This is a genomic window from Thermodesulfovibrionales bacterium (assembly GCA_035686305.1).
Classification (GTDB): Bacteria; Nitrospirota; Thermodesulfovibrionia; order Thermodesulfovibrionales; family UBA9159; genus DASRZP01.
This window is the reverse complement of sequence record DASRZP010000076.1, coordinates 23,206-42,149: the sequence shown is the minus strand read 5'-3', so window position 1 is coordinate 42,149 and position 18,944 is coordinate 23,206. Positions and strand designations below refer to the sequence as shown.

Sequence of the window (18,944 nt, the reverse complement as noted above, 5' to 3'; positions counted from 1 at the left end):
AGGTTATTGCCTATAGACATTTGAGTGAGTGATTTCAGGAATTGATGAATTAGTTGTTCAAGCAGGGCAAGACTGGGATTCTTAGGAACCCGGATGACGATAATACCTCCCGATTTCTCCGGTGGGAAACGTGTAACATCGGCAAAATCCAGATCCAAAGTCACAAGACATCGCTGCTCAGAACAACATACTTCGTAAAGTCGGTCATCGGCACAACTCTGCAATTCCTGATCGCGAACTGTCAAGACATCATGTCCGCCGGCAAGGAAAATTTGCTGGGTTCGCCTTCCAAAATTCTCGTCGAGCTTGAATTTCATCAGGACGTTTCGGCAGGGACTTCAACATAACGTTCTCTGGACATCTCCGCGCCATAGGCGATAGCAGCCCGGATGTCTTCTTCTGTCAATTGGGGATATTCCTCAAGAAGTTCCTTAACCGTCATTCCGTTTGCAAGAAAATCGAGGATAAGAGATACCCAGATTCGCGTGCCTTTGATGCGGGGCTTGCCAAAACAGATATTCGGATCTATCGAAATACGCTGAAGAAGTGGATTTGCCATCACACATCTCCTAATGAACATATCATACCATATGCTCCCAGGTGGCATCCCCATGAATTTCCTGTACGCTAAAACACCCCTCTGTCTAGCGTCCTATACTGTATCGCCTCCGAGATATGATGCGGCAGGATATCCCCCGATGCTTCCAAATCCGCTATCGTCCGCGAGAGTTTGAGAATCCTTGCATAAGCCCGTGCCGACAACCCGAGTTTATGCATGGCGGTCTCGAGGAGGGAATGCGCCTCAGGATGCAATTTACAGTATTTCTTGATGTGCCTCGTCTTCATATGACCGTTCGCGTAAATCTTGTCGCCCGAAAATCTGTCGAGCTGCATCTTCCTCGCTCTGATCACCCTTTCCCGGATCGTCTCTGACTTCTCCCCTGCGTATTCTGTCGAGAGTTCCTTGTACGGCACCGCCGGCACCTCGATATGGATGTCGATGCGGTCGAGGAGAGGACCCGAGACTCTCCTGCGGTATCTGTGGATCTGACCTGCAGAGCATGTGCATTGATGGCGGGGATCGCCGAAGTATCCGCAGGGACAGGGGTTCATGGCGCTTACGAGCATGAATGAGGCCGGATAAGTAATTGAAGCCACCGCCCTCGATACGGTCACTTCACCATTCTCTATCGGCTGTCTTAAAACTTCGAGGACATTCCTCTTGAACTCGGGGAGTTCGTCAAGGAAGAGCACACCGTTATGGGCGAGACTCACCTCGCCGGGCTTCGGGATCTGTCCGCCTCCGATCAGCGCAACATCTGAAATCGTGTGGTGCGGAGACCGAAAGGATCGCGTGGCGAGCAGCGGCTGTCCGTCTTTCAGTATTCCCGCAACGCTGTGGATCCTTGTTGTTTCGAGGGCCTCGTCAAAGGTCATGGGAGGGAGGATGGAAGCGAGCCTCTTCGAAAGCATGGTCTTGCCCGAACCGGGCGGCCCGATCATGAGGACATTGTGGCCTCCCGCTGCCGCAACCTCGAGTGCCCTCTTCGCGTGCTCCTGGCCCTTGACATCGGAGAAATCATCCTCGTAAAGAGAGTTTTCCTGAAGGGCACGGGAGATATCGATTTCGAAGGGTCGTTTTGAATCCTGGGCAGCCAGAAATTCGAGGACTTCTGGAAGGCTCTCCATTCCAAAAACATTCACCCCTCCGACAACGGCTGCCTCAGGTGCGTTCTCTATGGGGAGGATCAGTCCCTTCAGTCCCATGCTTCTCGCCAAAATAGCCATAGACATTGCACCACGGACAGGCTTTATCCGGCCATCGAGAGAGAGCTCGCCGGTAAAGAGATAATCCCTGAAGAGCGCTGAATCAATGACTCCCTCGGCAGCAATGATGCCGGCGCCGATCGGCAGGTCAAAGGAAGAACCCTCTTTCTTCAAATCGGCAGGCGCAAGATTCACGGTGATCTGTTTGAGAGGGAAATTGAAACCGATGTTCTTCAAGGCCGCGCGGACCCTGTCACGGCTCTCTTTTACCGCAGCGTCGGGCAGCCCGACCATCGAGAAATGAGGCAGGCCCCTGGATGTGATATCGACCTCAACCTCGACTCCGTATGCATCGATACCGACGACACTTGCGCTGAGTATCTTCGCGAGCATGGAGATAATTATATTTTCAAGAGGGATTTAATGCAAGACTTATCTTTTTTGAAAGGAGCGCCTCCCCTTCACGGTACCTTGAAAGTTTGTCATCACAGGGTTAAGCTATTATTGTTGGAAACAGATTCAGCGTCGGCCTAAAGGGCTCTGGAGAAAGGATTACCGGAATGGAGAAATGTGATCTCATTATTATCGGCGCCGGCATCAGCGGCTTGAGTCTGGCTCATTACGCTGCCAGGGCCGGACTCAAGACCCTCGTACTCGAAAAGGCTGAAGAGGCAGGCGGCTGCCTCTCTTCTCACCGCTTCGAAGGGGCGGCCTCGGGCTTCTGGCTGGAACTTGGCGCTCATACCTGCTATAACTCTTACGGGAACCTCCTGGGGATCATGGAAGACTGTAAAATCCTCGACCGCATCATAAGGCGCGAGAAGGCCGGATTCAAGATGCTCGTTGATAACGAAATCAGATCGATCCCTTCGCAAATCGGATTTCTGGAGCTTCTTCTTTCGGCCCCGCGCATCCTTACCCTCAAAAAGGAAGGCCTGAGCATCGAGTCCTATTATTCAAAGATTGTGGGCCGCCGGAATTTCGAGCGGGTCTTTGGACCGGCTTTCAACGCCGTACTCTCTCAAAAGGCAGACGATTTCCCTGCCGAGATGCTTTTCAAGAAGAGGCCCCGCAGAAAGGATATCCTGAAGAGCTTTACCTTGAAAGGAGGGATCCGGACGATCACGGATTCGATCATCTCGCAACAAAAGTTCGTCTTGGAAAAGGGTGTTGATGTCCAGGGTGTAACGTTTGATGGCCACGTCTTCGGTGTCATGACTGCTGACGGGAAACAGTATGAATCACAGGGGCTGGCGCTGGCAACACCGCCCCATGTAGCTGCAAAACTCCTACAGTCTTCCTTTCCTGACGTCTCCTCTCACCTGGCGCAGATCAAGATTGAATCTGTCGACACCGTCGGCGTTGTCGTCAAAAAGAGGGTGCTCTCCGTGGGTCCCTTGGCAGGCATCATAGCCGTCCATGATTCCTTTTATTCTGCGGTATCGAGAGACACGGTCCCCCACGAGCATTGCCGGGGATTCAGCTTCCATTTTAAGGCGGGGCGCCTCGATCATGACGCAAAGATCAAGAGGATAGCTGAGGTCCTGCGAATAGGTAATGCGGAGATAGAAGGCGTCGTAACGAAAGAGAACCTTGTGCCCTCTCTCAGCGTTGGCCATGATAGACTGACTGAAGATACAGACCGCTTCATTGCCGGCAAGAGACTCTTCCTCACCGGCAATTATTTCAACGGACTGGCTATCGAAGACTGCGTTTCACGGTCGCTGTCCGAGTTTACAAGACTCAAGGATGTGTTCAAAGAGACCCGTCAAGGGCTTTCATGAATCTACATTGGCGGTTCAACGGCGTTCTCTGACATGAAGAACTCCTCTGGCCGGTCTATTTTCTGAAGATCACCTCAAGAAATTTCCTCAGATCTTCCCATGACTTCCTGTCGGCTTCCGCGTTATATCCGAGGGGGAGATTGAATTTCTTCGCGTACTCATCGGCATCAGGGTTGGTGAAGCTGTGGATCGCTCCAGGATACGTGATAAACTGAAAATCGGCCCCTGCATCTTTCATCTCCTTCTTGAAGGCCTCGATCTGCTCGGGTGTGACGAACTTGTCATCTGCTCCGTGGAGAACAAGGATCTTGGTTTTCACAGCTCCCGGCTGAGGAGGTTTGACTGCGGAAAGACCTCCGTGGAAACTTGCCACCCCCTTTAGATCGACACCCTGGCGCGCCATATTGAGCACCACTCCTCCGCCGAAGCAGTAACCAATCGCTGCAATCCGGCCAGGATCGACCGTTGGCTGTTTCTTAAGAAACTCCATTGCTCCCATGAACCGAGCTTTCGCAGTGTCGAAGTTCTTCATGAGCTCCGATGAGAACTTGCCGGCGTCATCAGGATGCACTGCCTGCTTCCCGTCTCCGTACATGTCTACGGCGAGGGCGGTATAGCCTATCTCTGCAAGCATTCTCGCACGCTTACGGTCATATTCATTAAGCCCCCACCATTCGTGGACGACAAGAACCCCGGGTCTTCTTCCCGTCATGCTCTTATCATAGGCGAGATAGCCCTTCATAACCACACCCTCGGCGCTGTAGGTCACCTCCTTCCCTTCAACGTCCGGCTTCGCCGAAGCGAATCCCGTCAGTGCCAATACCAGTGAAACTGCAGCCAGCAGCATCATCGGCCTTTTCATCACATCCTCCTTCCTTCGCATGTTCTCCCTGACGTGACCTTCCCGTTGCACAAAACTATCTCCTTCGGGAAGGCAGGCTCGGTGAGAAGCCTTGTATGCGACACAGTTCATGGTTGCCGACCTCCGCTCTCTGCTCGATGCGGAAGGTCACATTCTTGCCTTCCGCTCCTCCACATAATACGCCGCAGCCAATGCGCCTATGCATCCGTCGGCAGCGGCGATCACGATCTGGTTGGCAAACTTCTGCCTGAGATCGCCGACTGCGAAGATACCCCGAATATTCGTCGCACACCTCTCATCGGTGATGACGAACCCCTGTTCGTTCATTCTAACACCGGAGGGGATCAATCGATTATTCGGAGAATACCCGATAAAGATGAAGACCCCCTCAACCTGCAATTCTCCCTTTTCCCTCGTCTCCGTATTGAGGAAAGAGACGCCGTTTACTCCGCCCCCCTTCCCTTTGATCTCTGTGATAACGGTGTTCCAGATTGTTTCGATCCGGGGCTCGCTCATGAGGCGGCTCTGGAGTATCTTGCTCGCCCTCAGCGTATCTCTCCTATGAACAAGGTACACCTTCTTCACGAGTCGTGAAAGGTACAGGGCCTCCTCGACGGCAGTGTCTCCCCCGCCGACAACAACGACGGTCTTATCTCTGAAGAAAAACCCATCGCAGGTGGCGCAGTAGGAAACGCCCGTCCCGAGGTATTCCGCTTCACCGGGGATACCGAGTTTCCGTACAGACCCGCCCGCAGCTAGGATCAGGGCAACAGTCTCGTAGAGATCGCCATTGGCAAGCCTGACCGAGTGGAGATCGGTTCCTGCATTCACTTCCACGACCTCCTGCTGGATTACCTCCAGGTCAAAGGATTGGATATGACGTATCATCTTCTCTGCCAGGTCAAAGCCGGTTATTCCCTCCAGGCCGGGGTAATTCTCCACGTCCTTTGATATCGCGATCTGTCCGCCGAGCAATCCCTTCTCAAAAAGGACGGTCTTCAGCGCAGCCCTCTTACAGTAGAGGCCGGCCGCCAGCCCCGCAGGCCCCCCTCCCACGATGATCACCTCATAGGGTTCATTGTTCGCCATAATCCCTTTTTTCAGATCCTGTACGGTCTGCAATTTGCTGCCCTGTCCACTTCGCAGGACTTTCCGCACTCCTCTGACCTGGGGTGGGGCAGCCTGTGAAAACACTTCGTGCCGGTACAGACGACCGAGTCCTCACAGATGACCTCATTTCCAACCAGGGCCTTTTCGACCCAAACCTCTCCGCTCGTCCGAATCTCGGTCTTGTCCTTTACGACTGTCCAGTAAGGCTGCGAAGCGTCAGGATATGTGACATAGTCTGGTTCACGGATCACCACAGTCTCACCATCCGGCTTCTTCAGGACCACGAGAATCTCTTTCAGATTTTCCATGGGATATCTCCTCTCTTGTTTATATCATACTATAGAATCTGAATCAGGCAACGCGCAGCACTATGAGGACCTTCCTCTGCCGTCATCTGAAGAAACGTATCCCCATCATGGAGAAATTCACCTTTCCCTTCCCATCAGGTACAATAAAGGCATAAGGAGGGCACATGGCGCGACGTGAAAGACAATCGGCCGTTTCCGATAGAAAACCTCTCGAAAAGGAAAGGACCGGCGAGGATCAAGGGGAAGAGGCCGGCGCAGACAGCTGCAGATGCAAGGAAGTTTCAAAAAAGACACCACTTGAGCTTCTCAAGCTCATGATAGACGATCTTGCTTTCTGGAAAAAAGGGAAGCACTCATAGGAAAAATGCTCAAACGGTGATTGAGAGACCTATGATCCTCTTCGGCGGAAAGGGCGGCGTCGGAAAGACTACCTGCTCTGCCGCTGTGGCCCTCCACTTCTCGTCCGCGGGCCAAAGGACCATTATTCTCACCTCTGACATGACGCCGTCGCTCTCTGATATCTTCGAGGAAGAGATCGGCGATACCATCAAGAAAATCGATCGGAATCTTGAGGCGGTCGAGATCAGTCAGGATGCGATCGTGAGCAGCTGGAAGAAGAAATTCGGTCCTGATTTTTCGGATATCCTCTCCCACCTTATCGACCTGGAAGCCCTTGACACTGAATCACGACATCAGCTCCTGGACTATATCGGCTCTGCACCTTCACTCCGGGAAGAGACCATGCTCGACCTGATCGTGGACATGGCCGAGTCGGGAGCCTATGATCGCATTGTCTGGGACACCGCACCGGCGGGTGAAACGTTAAACCTCGTGAACATCCCGAAGTATTTGAGGAGACATCTACGCGCAGGCGCAAGGGTCTTTGAGGGCCTCGACAAGATCGGGAAAAGGATCACCGGCAAGAGGTCTATCGCAGCGATTATGGACAGTTGGGTCCTCGCATCGGAGAGGATCTCCCGGTTTCTCCGTGACCGTTCAACCTTTATTCTCGTCGCGAACCCCGAGACCCTTGTGGTGAAGCAGGTATCGAGGGTCACGGAAACCCTGAAAGACTATGGTATCCCCATCCACGGCATGGTAATCAACCGGGTCATAGAAAGCCCTGACTCAGAATCTCTGAAGGCCCTGCAGAGGATCCAGCAGGAGCGCCTCAATGAACTGGAGAGAATGGCCGAAGGACTCCCCGTTGCGATACTGCCCTATTCCCTTAAAGAGATCAAGGGGAAGAGGGCATTGAGGGAGGCAGGAGAAAGGGTATCCGGACAACTCGGGTTTTGAAAGCGCCTATTTTATCCTAAATTCTTTTGAATCGGCAGGACAATTGTGATAAGATTTCAACAAGTGAGGACGCGAGAGCATAGGGTATGCCGGAAACTATTATAGAATCTTTCAAGGTAAAGCGGCTGGATATTCTCGACGAGTCGGGAAACATCGATGAATCTCTCAGACCACCGCTCTCTGATGATGATATCAGGAAGATGTATGAGTTGCTCGTACTCTCAAGAACCTTTGACCATCGCGCGCTGGACCTCCAACGAGAGGGCAGACTCGGGACTTATGCATCCATTCTCGGGCAGGAAGCGTCGCAGATCGCAAGTGCCTTCGCCTTCGAGAAATCAGACTGGGTCTTTCCTTCATTCAGGGAGATGGGCGTTTATATAACCCTGGGATATCCTCTCCATATGCTCTTCCAATATTGGAGCGGCGATGAGAGGGGACTCAAGACACCCAAGGACATGAACATCTTTCCGATCTGCATCGCTGTGGGGACGCACATCCCCCATGCCGTCGGAGCCGCCATGGCGGCACAATACCGGAGAGACACGATAGCGGCAGCAGCATACTTTGGCGATGGCGGGACGTCAAAAGGCGATTTTCATGAAGGCCTCAATATGGCGGGGACCTTCAGGCTCCCCGTCGTCTTCATCTGCCAGAACAATCAGTGGGCGATATCAGTGCCTCGGGAAAGGCAGAGCGCTTCGAAAACCCTCGCCCAAAAGGCTTACGCCTATGGCTTTGAGGGCATCCAGGTGGACGGAAATGATGTCTTTGCCGTCTATAAGGCCACAAAGGACAGCCTTGACAAGGCGAAGCGAGGAGGAGGTCCCACCCTCATTGAATGTTTCACATACCGAATGGCCGATCATACTACGGCTGATGATGCCGCACGGTACCGGCCAAAAGAACTCATCGAGGGATGGAAGGCGAAGGACCCTCTCCTAAGACTGGAACTATTCATGAAGAAGAGTGGCCTCTTGACCGATGAGTATCGAAAGCACGTCGATGAACAGTCAAAGAGAGCCGTTGATGAAGCGGTAAAGAATGAGGAATCGGCGGTGCGGCCGGATCCGAAGGATATGCTCACTTATACTTATGAGAAACTGACGCCTCGACAGGTGAGAGAGAGAGAGGATCTCTGACATGCCGAGGCTGAATATGGTCCAGGCAATAAACCTTGCATTAAAGGAAGAGATGGAACGGGACAGGGATGTCGTCATCCTGGGCGAAGACGTCGGAAAAGACGGCGGGGTCTTCAGGGTCTCTGAAGGGCTCTTCGAAGAATTCGGTCCTGACAGGGTGATTGATACTCCTCTTTCGGAATCTGCCATCGTAGGGACTGCGATAGGCATGGCAGTCTATGGGTTGAGGCCGATCGCCGAGATACAGTTCATGGGATTTACCTATGCGGCCCTTGACCAGATATTCACCCATGCATCGAGGATCCGTTCCCGTTCACGGGGGAGATACTCCTGCCCCCTCGTGATCAGGACACCCTATGGCGCGGGCATCAGGGCGCCTGAACTCCACTCAGAGAGCACAGAGGCCCTCTTCTGCCATATGCCGGGACTGAAGGTCGTGGTCCCTTCCACCCCCTATCATGCGAAGGGCCTCTTGATATCGTCCATAAGGGACCCCGATCCCGTGGTATACCTCGAATCGACAAGGCTTTACCGTCTCGTAAGAGAGGATGTCCCTGAAGGCGAATATACCGTTCCCCTTGGAAGGGCAAGGCTTGTCCGGGAGGGGAGTGGAGTCACGGTGATTGCGTGGGGAAGCATGCTCCACCGGGCAATCCAGGCGTCCGAAGGCTTTGACGCAGAGGTGATCGATCTTATGACCCTGAACCCCTTCGATGATGAGACCCTGTATCGATCAGTAAAGAAGACGGGGAGGGTCGTCGTCGTCCACGAAGCGCCCAAGACAGGGGGTTTCGGCGCAGAGATCTCTGCATCAATTGCAGAGGACGCCATGCTCTACCTCAAGGGTCCTATCATCAGGGTCACAGGGTATGACGCCGTCATTCCCCTTCCAAAACTTGAGGAGGAGTATATGCCGTCAGTCGGGAAGATCAGGAAGGGCATTGAAGAAGTCTTGAAGTATTAGCTCATACCCCGCGTTACCGTCGGACCATGTATAGATATTCTTCATGCCGCTGCTCTCCGGAGACCGACATCCGCTTCTTTATAGATAGAAGGGTCCAGCCTCCTTTCGCTCCCTTGGGCAATCACTTCGGTAGTTGTTGACAAGGAATCCCTTGGTGGTATCATGGAATTATCAACGACCAAAGCCGTCCCTGAAAAACGGTCTGGCTTTTGCGGGGGAGAGATATGCTGAACGAGTTCAAGGAATTTGCCGTGAAGGGAAACATGGTAGATATGGCCGTCGGCATCATCATCGGCGCAGCATTCGGTGCGATCGTCACCTCTCTCGTTGCCGATGTCATTATGCCGCCGATCGGCCTCCTTTTGGGCAATGTGGACTTTGCAAGCCTCTTCATACTCCTGAAAGAGGGCAAGGTTCCCGGACCTTACAATTCCGTGGCAGCAGCTAAGGCGGCGGGCGCCGTAACGCTCAATTACGGCCTCTTTTTCAATACGATCATCAGTTTCGTCATCGTCGCTTTTTCAGTCTTCCTGCTTGTACGGAACGTAAACAGATTGAGGAGAGAAGAGCCGGCACTGCCCGCAGCGCCCGCAACAAAAGACTGTCCCTTCTGTCTCTCGATTATCCCGATAAAGGCGGTCCGCTGCGGCCACTGTACCTCAGACCTCAAAGAAACGCAGAAAGTCGGCGGACACTAACAGCAACTCATCGAGGAGGAGGAGGAAGATGAAAAAGGCACTTTTTATAGCTCTCACGATTCTTGTCAGTTCTCTGGACCTTGCTCGCGCCGCAGGACTCGATGAGATCATGAAGAATATCGGCGGGGTTTCCAGGGGAGCACCCGATGAACAGACCACGGCTTCAGGCCTTAAGGAGGCCCTGGAGATCGGGACAGAGAATGCGGTCAAGAGTGTTTCGAAGACCGATGGCTATTTCGGGAATCAGACGATCAAGATCCTCATGCCCGAAAAGATCCAGAAGGCCGCCGATGTCCTGAAGAAATTCGGTTATCAAAAAGAGGTTGATGATTTCATCCTCAGCATGAACCGGGCAGCAGAAAAGGCAGCGCCCAAGGCCGCGTCCATCTTCGGAGACGCCATCAAGAAGATGACGGTGGACGACGCGAGGAAGATACTCGGTGGGGGCGACACCGCAGCCACTGACTATTTCAAGGTTAAAACCCATGACCAGATTTATGACGCCTTTAAGCCCATCATCTCATCGAGTATGAATGAAGTGGGTGTAACCCATTCCTACAAGACGATGATGTCGAAGTATGAGTCAATCCCTTTCATGAGCAAGGAATCGGTGGACCTGGACCACCACGTCACGACGAAGGCAATGGATGGCCTCTATTACATGGTGGGACAAGAGGAGAAGAAGATCAGGACCGATCCTGCTGCAAGGACAACAGACCTCCTGAAGACCGTTTTCGGTAAATAACCGCCCTCTCCATGGAGATATCGCAACGGATGAGGCCTTCGCCGCTCCTGAGAAAGATCCTTATCGGGGTCCTCGTTTTTCTTGTTCTTTTCTCCGTCAGCGGTTTCTTCGTCCTCCCACCGGTTCTGAAATCGGTCCTGGTAGGGAAGCTCTCAGAAGGTCTTCACCGTGAAGTCTCTATCGGGCAGATAAAGATCAATCCCTTCGTCCTCTCCCTGGACGTAAAAGGCCTAGCCATAAAAGACCGCAAGAAGTCGGAAACCTTTTTCTCCTTTGACGAGTTGTATTTGAACATTGAGGCCGCTTCCCTTGTGAAGAGAGGACTGATCATCAGCGAGATACGGCTTGAAAGGCCCTTCCTCAACATCGTTCTCAATGAAGACCTCTCCTACAATTTCTCCGACATCATCGAAGAGTTCACCTCGACGTCAAAGCCTTCATCGAAACCGCTGAGGTTTTCGCTGAATGACATCCACGTACGAAACGGGAGCCTGGACTTCTGGGACGGACCGAGACAGACGAAGCATACCGTAAGGGACATGAACATAGCGATCCCTTTTCTCTCAAATCTGCCGTACGCTGTCGAAACCTACACCCAGCCGAAGTTTGAGGCAAAGATCAACAATGTCCCCCTCTTGCTGCAAGGCATGACCAAGCCCTTTGCCGATTCACTCGAGACATCTTTCGATCTCAATATCAAAGGACTCGATATCCCTTACTATCTGGCCTATGTCCCCTTCGGAATGGATTTCAAGATCCTCTCTGGCTCCGTCGACACGGCAGCGGTTCTTTCCTACACACAATACAAAGACCGGTCTCCGGCCATTACCCTCGCCGGCAGCATCGGTTTCAAGAACATACGGCTTGTCGAAAAGAATGACAGCCCTCTCATCGGTCTTCCGTTAGTCGATATCTCGATCTCTTCTGCCGATCTCCTCTCAAGGAAGGTTCGCCTGTCAAAGGTCTTTTTGCAATCACCTGAGATAGACCTGGTGCTCGATAAGGCAGGGAGACCAAACTTAGAGTCACTCATTCCTGAGAAGGGATACGTCCTGAAACGGGGAGAAGAGTCGCCTGCTCTCGTCGTTGACGCTGATGAGGTGATTATGGCCGACGGAAGGCTTAGCTTTTCAGACCTATCGGGGAAAAGATCCTTCAAGACAACCTTGGAAAACATCGAGATGAAGATCGATCACTTCAGCAACGGCCGGGACAAGAAATCAGCTCTTTCCTTTTCTCTCAGGACGGAGGCAGGCGAGGGCATGAAGGTCACCGGCGATTTTAGTGTTGATCCCCTCACCTCAGCAGGGACCGCAGAGTTCAGGCAGCTCGTGCTGAAAAAATATTCCCCCTATTACCGGGACAGTATCCTCTTTGAGATCACCCGGGGCGATCTCGACATTATGACCATGTATGAATATGCAAAGGCCGAACCTGATCCAGAGATACGGTTTTCGAGGATGGCAGCGACGCTCCGTTCCCTCATGCTGAAAAGAAGAGATGAAGAGAGGGAGTTTCTCCGGATACCCGTCGTTACCATCGCAGACACCGCCATCGATCTGAAGAAGAGGGAGATCACCGTCGGTCAGCTTTCAACGGACGGAGGGGTATTGTCCCTGAAACGTTATCCCGACGGAAGAGTGAATGTCGGAGACCTTCTCCCCTCTTCACCCCCGGCAACGGGAAAACCCCAGCCCGGTAAAAAGGAGAATCCTGGAAAACCTTGGCTCCTCGTATTGAGAAATATTGCGGCGGAGAACTACGCAATAAAGGGAGAAGACCTTGTTCCCGCCCAGGAGGTGATAATTAACGCCGAGCGGATCAGGTTCAGGGGAGAGGGGATATCAACGGCAAAAGGGGCGAAGGCAAAGGCCGCCCTCTCCTTTACGGTGGACAAGAAAGGTTCTGTCTCAGCAAACGGAGCGTTTAGCATTGATCCTCTTTCCATGGCCCTCGCCGTAGACGTAAAGGACGTGAGTATCGTACCGGTACAGCCCTATTTTACCGATAAGGTTAAAGTCATCGTGACTGACGGCGCCGTCTCGTCAAAGGGAAACTTCTCCTTTGCCTATACCGAAGCGAAGGGGATCGCTGTCGCCTACAAGGGAGAAGCATCCCTTTCACACTTCGCAACGGTCGACAAGCTTAACGCAGAGGATTTTCTGAAGTGGACCTCCCTCTATCTGAGCGGAGTGGACATCGGATATCGTCCTCTCTCTGTTGGGATCAATGAGGTTGCGTTGAGCGATTTCTATTCCCGCCTCATCATCAACGCTGACGGCTCACTGAACGTGCAGGGGATTATTGAAGACTCAGGAGGGAGTCCCGAAAGTCCCGGACCAGCCCGGGAAGAGGAGAGGCCCTCGTCAGTCCAGAAAGACCTATCGCCAAAGATGGTAAAGATCGAGAAGGTGACCCTTCAGGGAGGCACGATCAATTTTTCCGACAGGTTCGTGAAACGGAACTATTCGGCAACCTTACTCGAAATCGGGGGAAGAATCTCCGGCCTCTCCTCGGAAGAGAGCAAACTCGCCGACGTTCATCTCATGGGGAAGCTCGAAGGCTATGCGCCCCTCGAGATAACAGGCAGGATCAACCCCCTGAGGGAAGATCTCTATGTCGATCTGAAGGTCGACTTCAGGGACATGGACTTAAGTCCCATAACACCTTATTCCGGCAAGTATATCGGGTACACCATACAAAAAGGTAAGCTCGACCTTAATCTCCAGTACCTGATTGTGAAGAAGAAACTTGATTCCCAGAACAGAGTCTTTCTTGATCAGCTCGAACTCGGGGAGAAAGTCGAAAGTCCGGACGCGACAAAGCTGCCTGTTCGGCTCGCAATAGCCCTCCTCAAGAACAGGAAGGGAGAGATCCGCCTCGACATTCCGGTTTCCGGTCAGACCGATGACCCGAAGTTCAGTCTTGGCAGGATCATCATCAAGATACTCATCAACCTCCTCGTAAAGGCCGCGACATCACCCTTCGCACTTCTCGGGGCGATCTTCGGAGGGGGAGGCGAAGAGCTGAGCTATCTCGATTTTGATTATGGCAGTTCAGCAATCAATGAGCAGGGAGAAAAGAAGCTGAGCAACCTCGTCAAGGCGCTCTATGACCGACCGGCCCTGAAGCTCGAGATAGAAGGTCACGTCGATACCGAAAGGGACAGGGAGGGGTTGAGACAGTATCTTTTCAACAAAAAAATAAAGGCCCAGAAATTGAAGGATATGGTAAAGAAAGAGGCGCCTGCCTTTTCTGTTGATGAGGTCAGGGTCGAAGAGAAGGAATATCCGCTTTATCTCAAGATGGCCTATAAGGAAGAGAAGTTCCCGAAGCCGAGGAACATCATCGGGATTGCAAAGGATCTTCCTGTGGCTGAGATGGAGAAGCTGATGCTCACCCATATAGAAGTGAAGGACGATGATTTGCGGCATCTTGCATCCCTTCGGGCCCTGAACGTGAAAGAGTATATCTTAAAATCCAAACAGATTGAACAGGAACGAATTTTTCTTCTGGAACCGAAATCCCTCCAGCCGGAAAAGAAGGAGAACTTAAGGTACAGCCGGGTCGATTTCAGACTGAAGTAATTCTCAGTACTGATAAGACTTCCAATAGATCTCTCGCGCTGCGTTGAAGGGCAGGCAATAATCGACGGGCTTTCACAGACCGAGGCCATGGCGGGGATATTGCAGATAGCCCGGATAGTGCGTGGAACGGGGATGTGGATGGCTGAAGAGTCTCTTGCAGCGACACCCTATTCATGGCGTGATGAAATTCTTGATTCTGATATACTGTGCGGCAGAGCATTGTCGAGGCAGAGAATCATCTCCTGTCTTCGAAGAGAATTTCCGAGAGTGCCTTCCCTTTGATTTTGACGGGAGCACTGCTTCCCGACGGTTTGCCGCCTTTCCAGCGGGCGAATCCTTCATTGACGAGAGCAATAAGCTTCGAGTCCTTCCTAGCCAGTTCCAGGGGAACGATCCTTGCTATGACCTTCTCCCTTTCGGTGATGAGAATCTTTTCTCCCTTCTTGCCTTCACCACGGCCGCTTTGTACGAAGAAAGGCGAGAGCAGGGAGACTTCGATTATCTTACGCTGCTACGGTTTTTGCAAGCTTCTTCTTTGCCGCTTCCTCGAACACCTGTCGGGCATTGAAGGTCCCGTCGATCGCCTGTACCGGACACTTGGCCGTGCAGATGCCGCAGCCGATACATGCCTTCTGATCGATGACGTGTCTCTTCTTGGGTTCACCCGATGCCGCATTCACCGGACAGACCTTTGAGCATATCTGGCAGCCGATGCAGTTGTCCATGACAAAGGCCTTCGCTCTCTTCGGGATGAAATCAACGATAGCATCGGTCGGACAAGGGGCGACGCATAAGCCGCAGACCTTGCATTTTTCGAGGTAGATCCTCGAAAGATTGTTCGAAATTGATGGGGCATCAAAGGGGCATACCTTCACGCATTTTCCGCATGCAATGCACCCGATCTGGCAGTTCTTTTTTGTCTCAACGCCCTTGTCCTTTGAGTGGCAGGCTACAAGCACCTGTCTTGATGCAGGGAGAACCTCGATCACCCTCTTCGGACATGCCTGCTCACACTTTCTGCAACCCGTACACTTCACAATATCCACAACGGGGAGCGAGTCCTCATTCATCGTTATAGCGCCAAAGGGACATACCCTTGCGCAGGTACCGTAACCGAGGCAGCCATAGGCACAGGACTTGTCGCCCCCGCCTGCCAGCACGGCTGCCCGGCAGTCCTGCACACCTTCATACTTGAATTTCTTGATAGCCTCAGAACTCCCTCCCTGACACATGATCCGTGCGTAAATCGGCTCTCTTGCCTCGGCCTTCTTCCCGGTAATCAAGGCCACTGCCTCTGCCCCACGAGCCCCAGCAGGCGTGCAGAGATTCGGCGGGACATCGGGGTTATTGACCACAGCCTCGGCATACTGCTCGCATCCTGCATAGCCGCAGGCGCCGCAATGAGCATGGGCGAGGACGTCCTTCACCTGTTCGACCTTCGGATTAATCTCTACAGAGAACCTCTTTGCTGCAAAGGCGAGACCGAGACCGAAAATCGCTCCAACGCCGGCCAGGAACACGACAGTAAACTTCATGAGGGGGATGAGATCAACATGCTCCTTGGCTTCGACGCCGCCGCCGACCCCGACATGAGGGATAATAAAATGGTATATATCACCAAGCTGAGAGAGCCCGGTGAGATTGCCCAGGATATCAACAATGGTATGGTGCAGATCAAGCATCTTTATTCACCTCTTTGATAGGTACTTATTTAGTATAAGTTAAATCTCTTTTCGGGCGCCAGTCTCTGCCTTTCACTTCGGAAAGAAGTCAACAGAAGACTGAAAACCGCTACAGTGTTATCAAACCGGAGAAGCCGGTAAAAGCCAAGGCGATCAGTCCCGTAACGACAAAGGCCATGGGCAATCCTCTGAAGGGCGTCGGTACATCGGCCAGCTCAAGTTTTTCCCGGATGGAAGCCATGATGATGAGGGCGATGGCAAAGCCTATGCCCGAGCCGAGGCCGAAGACGAGGCTCTGGATAAAGGTGTAGTGCTCACCGGCATTGATGAGAGGAACGGCGAGAATGATACAGTTCGTAGAAATAAGAGCCAGGTAGATCCCAAGCTTGTAGTAGAGGCCCGGCGCAACTTTTCTCATAATAGTATCGGAAGCCTGCACAAAACCGGCGACGACGCCGATGAAGACGATAATCTTCAGAAAGGTAATGCCGAGCGGTACCATCAGGTACGTGAAGATAACCCAGCTCAATGACGCGCTTATCATCATGACAGCAGTGAAGGTGATGCTCATGCCTACCGCCGTCTCCATCTTCTTCGAGACACCAAAGAAGATGCAGAGGCCGAGGAACCTCGTAAAGACAAAATTATTTATCAGGGAAGCCGCGATAAAAAGCTCAAAGAGTTTTGTGAATTCGGCGCTCATCTCCATCCTCCTTCAAGGTCAGGGCTACGTTCCTCAGTGGTGCGATACCGCCGCACTTTTCTTGAAAAACCGTATATCGATCCAGTTAAAAAAGGCCATCAAAATCCCGACGGCAAAAAACCCGCCTGCCGGTAGGATCATCATGAGGAGGGGCTTGGTATGCACAATGGCGACCCCCCATAACGAACCCTTGCCGAGGAGCTCCCTGAAAAAACTGATCACAGTAAGGGCGAAGAGGAACCCGAGTCCCATGCCTATACCGTCAACCATGGAGGGAGTAACCTTGTTCTTGCTCGCAAACATCTCAGCCCGGGCGAGAATTGATGCGAAGGCAACGATGAGCTGGATATAGAGGCCCATCTGCTTGTACACATCGGGAAAGACCGCTGCCATCGACATATCGGTGACCGTCACCCATCCCGAAATGACAAGCATAAAGATCGGCAGTCGTATCTTTGGATGGATCACCTTTCTCATGAGGGCGATGGTGACGTTCACCATGGTCTGGACGAAGAGCACCGCGACGCCCATCAAGACACCGTTTTTGAGGTTATTCGTCACCGCGATTGACGGGCAGAGGCTAAGGGCCAGTTTAAATATCGTATTCTCGGCAATGATCCCGTTCTTGATAAGGTCCCAGTAACTAACCGTTCCTATGTTCGCCATTCCCTGTGCCCCCTTCTTTTATCGTCTTGATCAGAAAGCTGACGCCGTTTTTCACCGCATCCTCCGTGACCGCCCTGCTCGAGATGGTTGCCCCGGAGATGGCCTGAATATAGTCGGTCGTCTCTGTCTTCAGGACCTTGAGATGTTCGGTATCCTTGTTCTTGAATTGGGCCTTGAAGGAGTCCGACTCGATTTCATCTCCGAGGCCCGGTGTTTCTGCGTGGCCGAGGATGCTTATCTTCTGGACCTTGAAATCTTTGTCCGTGGCAATCAGCGTATTGATGTAACTCGAATATCCCTTGCCAAAGGACTGCACAATGTAACCGATCACCTTGCCGTCCTTGGTCGCAACAAAATACTCGGCATGTTTTTCATGGACCGTCCAGTCCCCGATCTTCTTGATCTCGTCGGCCTCAGGGATGAGCTGTTTCAGGGCCTGTTTCTTTGCCTCCTCGGCGTTCTTGAACATGATGGGAGAGGTCTTGGCATAGACCGCTGCGAGGATGAGCCCTCCTATAACGTAGATGACGACAAGATTAAGGGCTATCTTAACAATTTCCTTGGCGGTCATCTCTTCATCTCCTTCACCGATACGGCTCCAAAGACCTTTGTCCTGAATCCCCTGTCGAGGAGAGGCGCGAGGCAGTTCATGATGAGGATCGCGAACATGACTCCTTCGGGATAGCCGCCCTTCAATCGTATGAGCATGGTCAGTGCGCCGCAGCCGATGCCGAAGACTATCTGTCCCATCTTCACCGTCGGGCAGGTCACATAGTCCGTCGCCATGAAAAAGGCCCCCAAAAGCATACCGCCGCTCAAAAGATGCACAACAGGGTCGCCTGCCAGGAGGATCATCTTGCCCGTATGGGGGTCTTTGCCGCCGAATACCCAGGCCAGGAGGGCTGCAGTCCCAAGAAAGGAGAAAGGGATGTGCCATGTGATATATCTCTTATAAAGGAGAAAGGCTGCACCAATCAGCAGGGCAATTGCAGATGTCTCGCCGAGGGACCCTGCCCTGTGCCCCAGGAAGAGCTGGCTGTAGAGGTTCGTCTTGTCACCGAAGACCTCCAGGAGTTTCCCGACACCCTCTTCCTTCAGGATTCCGAGGGGTGTGGCTGTTGTCTTTGCGTCAAGGGCCGCAAACGCTGCTGTCGGCGCTGTCCATATGGTCATTGCCTTCGGGAAGGATATCAGAAGAAACGCCCTGCCGATAAGGGCGGGGTTAAAGACGTTGTATCCAAGTCCGCCGAACAACTGTTTTGCTATCACGACTGCAACAAAGGAACCGATAACCGGCACATGAGCGGTGAAGGGGCTGAAGGACCAGAGGGAAGGCGGAAGATTCATGCCGAGGAGAAGGCCTGTGAGAAAGGCGCTGCCATCGCTTATCGTCACTTTCCGGTTCAGCGACCTCTCGACAATATATTCTGAAAAAACGGCGGTAATGACGCAAAGGGCCGTGACAAAGAGGGCCTTTGGGCCGAAGAAATAGAGACCCATGAAAAAGGCAGGGAGCAGGCTGACGGTAACGCTCCACATGATCCTGCTCACGGTCTCTTCGCTCTTGATGTGAGGGCTGACCGTTACGATCAATTGCTCTTTCTTCGCTACCTCCATCTCTTCACCT

The 18,944-nt window shown here is 52.6% G+C and carries 19 protein-coding genes; 8 read left to right on the top strand and 11 right to left on the bottom strand.

Going from position 1 to position 18,944, the window contains the following annotated elements:
- The 3 genes from VFG09_09250 to VFG09_09240 form a co-directional block, all read right to left on the bottom strand.
- A partial coding sequence (locus tag VFG09_09250; GenBank protein HET6515330.1) for a DUF5615 family PIN-like protein occupies positions 1–317 on the bottom strand: 317 nt, incomplete at its 3' end.
- A complete protein-coding gene (locus VFG09_09245) occupies positions 317–559 on the bottom strand; it encodes a DUF433 domain-containing protein (protein HET6515329.1) in 243 nt (80 codons plus the stop codon). The genes VFG09_09250 and VFG09_09245, both read right to left, overlap by 1 nt.
- Positions 560–627: 68 nt before the next feature.
- Positions 628–2,160, bottom strand: a complete 1,533-nt coding sequence (locus tag VFG09_09240) for a YifB family Mg chelatase-like AAA ATPase (GenBank protein ID HET6515328.1) — start codon at positions 2,158–2,160, stop codon at positions 628–630.
- Between the two features lie 167 nt (positions 2,161–2,327).
- Here VFG09_09240 and VFG09_09235 point away from each other — a divergent pair, with 167 nt between their 5' ends.
- Positions 2,328–3,551: an FAD-dependent oxidoreductase gene (locus tag VFG09_09235; GenBank protein HET6515327.1), complete on the top strand. Its 1,224-nt coding sequence runs from the start codon at positions 2,328–2,330 to the stop codon at positions 3,549–3,551.
- A 55-nt stretch (positions 3,552–3,606) separates the two neighbouring features.
- On the opposite strand, the gene VFG09_09230 is transcribed toward VFG09_09235, so the two are convergent.
- The 3 genes from VFG09_09230 to VFG09_09220 all read right to left on the bottom strand — a co-directional run bounded on the left by VFG09_09230 (position 3,607) and on the right by VFG09_09220 (position 5,831).
- Positions 3,607–4,413 carry a dienelactone hydrolase family protein gene (locus tag VFG09_09230; protein HET6515326.1) on the bottom strand — a complete coding sequence of 269 codons (807 nt, stop codon included), beginning with the start codon at positions 4,411–4,413 and terminating at the stop codon, positions 3,607–3,609.
- Between the two features lie 147 nt (positions 4,414–4,560).
- The gene (gene trxB / locus VFG09_09225) at positions 4,561–5,502 is read right to left on the bottom strand and encodes a thioredoxin-disulfide reductase (GenBank protein ID HET6515325.1); all 942 of its coding nucleotides are present in this window, start codon (positions 5,500–5,502) and stop codon (positions 4,561–4,563) included.
- An 11-nt stretch (positions 5,503–5,513) separates the two neighbouring features.
- On the bottom strand, positions 5,514–5,831 hold the full coding sequence (locus tag VFG09_09220; GenBank protein HET6515324.1) for a hypothetical protein: 318 nt from the start codon (positions 5,829–5,831) through the stop codon (positions 5,514–5,516).
- A 164-nt stretch (positions 5,832–5,995) separates the two neighbouring features.
- Here VFG09_09220 and VFG09_09215 point away from each other — a divergent pair, with 164 nt between their 5' ends.
- The 7 genes from VFG09_09215 to VFG09_09185 all read left to right on the top strand — a co-directional run bounded on the left by VFG09_09215 (position 5,996) and on the right by VFG09_09185 (position 14,266).
- On the top strand, positions 5,996–6,190 hold the full coding sequence (locus tag VFG09_09215; GenBank protein HET6515323.1) for a hypothetical protein: 195 nt from the start codon (positions 5,996–5,998) through the stop codon (positions 6,188–6,190).
- Between the two features lie 16 nt (positions 6,191–6,206).
- Positions 6,207–7,130, top strand: a complete 924-nt coding sequence (locus VFG09_09210) for an ArsA family ATPase (protein ID HET6515322.1) — start codon at positions 6,207–6,209, stop codon at positions 7,128–7,130.
- Between the two features lie 86 nt (positions 7,131–7,216).
- A complete protein-coding gene (gene pdhA / locus VFG09_09205) occupies positions 7,217–8,272 on the top strand; it encodes a pyruvate dehydrogenase (acetyl-transferring) E1 component subunit alpha (protein ID HET6515321.1) in 1,056 nt (351 codons plus the stop codon).
- 1 nt (position 8,273) lies between these two features.
- Positions 8,274–9,236, top strand: a complete 963-nt coding sequence (locus VFG09_09200) for an alpha-ketoacid dehydrogenase subunit beta (protein ID HET6515320.1) — start codon at positions 8,274–8,276, stop codon at positions 9,234–9,236.
- A gap of 224 nt (positions 9,237–9,460) precedes the next feature.
- Entirely contained in the window at positions 9,461–9,934 is a 474-nt protein-coding gene (gene mscL / locus VFG09_09195; protein HET6515319.1) for a large-conductance mechanosensitive channel protein MscL, read from the top strand.
- Positions 9,935–9,962: 28 nt separating this feature from the next.
- A complete protein-coding gene (locus tag VFG09_09190; protein ID HET6515318.1) occupies positions 9,963–10,679 on the top strand; it encodes a DUF4197 domain-containing protein in 717 nt (238 codons plus the stop codon).
- 29 nt (positions 10,680–10,708) lie between these two features.
- On the top strand, positions 10,709–14,266 hold the full coding sequence (locus VFG09_09185; protein ID HET6515317.1) for a DUF748 domain-containing protein: 3,558 nt from the start codon (positions 10,709–10,711) through the stop codon (positions 14,264–14,266).
- 503 nt (positions 14,267–14,769) lie between these two features.
- Here the strand turns inward: VFG09_09185 and VFG09_09180 are convergent.
- The 5 genes from VFG09_09180 to VFG09_09160 form a co-directional block, all read right to left on the bottom strand.
- On the bottom strand, positions 14,770–15,948 hold the full coding sequence (locus tag VFG09_09180; protein ID HET6515316.1) for a Fe-S cluster domain-containing protein: 1,179 nt from the start codon (positions 15,946–15,948) through the stop codon (positions 14,770–14,772).
- A gap of 109 nt (positions 15,949–16,057) precedes the next feature.
- Entirely contained in the window at positions 16,058–16,651 is a 594-nt protein-coding gene (locus VFG09_09175; protein ID HET6515315.1) for an Rnf-Nqr domain containing protein, read from the bottom strand.
- Between the two features lie 33 nt (positions 16,652–16,684).
- Positions 16,685–17,317, bottom strand: coding sequence for an electron transport complex subunit RsxE (gene rsxE, locus VFG09_09170; GenBank protein HET6515314.1), 633 nt, complete (start codon positions 17,315–17,317; stop codon positions 16,685–16,687).
- Positions 17,295–17,888 (bottom strand): RnfABCDGE type electron transport complex subunit G, encoded by a 594-nt coding sequence (locus VFG09_09165; GenBank protein HET6515313.1) that lies wholly within the window; start codon positions 17,886–17,888, stop codon positions 17,295–17,297. The genes rsxE and VFG09_09165 overlap by 23 nt, the downstream gene beginning before the upstream one ends.
- Entirely contained in the window at positions 17,885–18,934 is a 1,050-nt protein-coding gene (locus tag VFG09_09160) for an RnfABCDGE type electron transport complex subunit D (GenBank protein HET6515312.1), read from the bottom strand. The genes VFG09_09165 and VFG09_09160 overlap by 4 nt, the downstream gene beginning before the upstream one ends.
- Positions 18,935–18,944 lie beyond the last annotated feature (10 nt).